The sequence below is a fragment of the Roseburia sp. 1XD42-34 genome, assembly GCF_009917385.1.
Lineage (GTDB): Bacteria > Bacillota > Bacilli > Bacillales > Amphibacillaceae > Virgibacillus.
In genome coordinates, this window is the sequence record NZ_QWLJ01000086.1 from 1 (window position 1) to 1,754 (window position 1,754).

General features: G+C 38.0%; 1 protein-coding gene. It reads right to left on the reverse strand.

From position 1 onward, the window contains the following. Positions 1-142: 142 nt before the first annotated feature. Positions 143-1,378, reverse strand: a complete 1,236-nt coding sequence (locus D1839_RS20110; protein WP_120381538.1) for an IS110 family transposase — start codon at positions 1,376-1,378, stop codon at positions 143-145. Between the last annotated feature and the right edge of the window lie 376 nt (positions 1,379-1,754).

Below are 1,754 nucleotides of genomic sequence, written 5' to 3' on the forward strand. Positions count from 1 at the left end.
AAAGACCTGCGGTAAAATGTCAAGAGAAAAATAATTAAATATTTGATTATCAAGGGACAATTTATCTAAAAAAGGCAATGCTAAGCTAAACCCAGTAAATATATGTAAATTACTGGATAACACAAAAGGATTTGGAAGCTATTTATGCTTCATATATTTCGCTCCTTTTGGGCGTGTAAATTTGGTTTTTGCGTAGTAGCGCATCTACCAAACGCACGAATTTTCTTGCTGTTAAGACGAGGGCTCTTTTATGTTGATGCTTGAGTACTTCTTGGTACTTTTTCGCGTAATACTCATTATATTCAGGGATCTGCCTTCTTACAGAGTTGGCGGCTTCAACTAAGTAATAACGGAGATACTGATTTCCATTTCGCGATAGCGATGTATTATCGGCTGTAAAGCGACCAGATTGGTGTTTACGCCAATATAGACCTGCATACTTGGCAATCTTTGTTTCATCCTCAAAACGTTCAATTTGGCCGATTTCGGCGATAATTCCTGCTGTAAATACTGGACCAACACCAGGTATTGACTGTAAAACTTGAGGAATACCTTTCAAAATTCGTTCAATGGACTTATCAAGTTCCTTGATTTGTTTTTCAAATGTACGAATTAATGTAATTGAGGTTGAAAGAATTGCATCAATAGAATCTTCAACAACCTTGTCTAACCGATAGGATGAACGAGCTGCTTTTTGAATGGATTTAGCTACTTGCTTTGCATCTGGAAAGCGATTCTTTCCTTTGACTCGTAAATAATCGGCTAAATCTTCCAAAGATATTTTGGACAATTCATCTAAGCTATAACTCTCTAAGAAGAGGTCCATCATTGCTTTACCAAATACAGATGACTCCACATCTTCTATAAAGGTATTGCACTTGTAGCTTAAATATTGTAGAAAACGTTGTTTTTCTTGTGTGATTTGCCTGACTATTTGATAACGTGCCCGTGTTAACTGCTGAAGAGCAACATACTGTTCTTCTTTTACAACGGACATGGGGAGACGTCCAAAACGCATGTAATCAGCGATGACAAAGGCATCAATTTCGTCCGTTTTATCCATGTCCCTATAGCTTTTTTTAAAGTTAGCTATTTGCTTAGGATTCATCACAAACACTTGTCCACCAAGTGCTTGAATATATTCATCGTTGTGTAAAAACATAGATGGATGAAAACTATACACACTGGTCGATTCAAGGCCAATACGTAATTCACTAACGGATTTGCCTTGAACGGTATTAAGGATTTCGTCTCTTAACTGGGTAGCGCCGGGCAAGTCGTTGTCTACCGTGAGGGAACTTAATTTATCCCCTTCACTATTTAAAAAACAAACCTTGATATCAAAAGAACTAACATCTAAACCAACAAATAATTTCATGGGATTAAACACTCCTTTCGCTTTAGAATCATTGGAACGTGTTTCTTGGACGCTCTGAGATATCCCTAGTGTGAACGCTGATCAGCAGCCTCGTGTATGAGTACTATCCTTGTTTCGAAAGCCGCCCTAGAGCTACTACCATCTAGGTTCGAATAGCAAAGTGTACAGCCTGCGTGTAGGAAGGTCAAGACGCACACTGGGAAACAGTCTTTTTCATGCGGTTAAAGCCCACAAGGAGAATAAGAATTGTCCCAAATGATCCTAAGACCATTATCTAGGAACATCACAGAACATCCAAGGAAATTGACATATTTACAAGCAAATTAGTAAGGAATAATAGGCGGAAAAATAATGCCTAAACATAATATACGAGGAG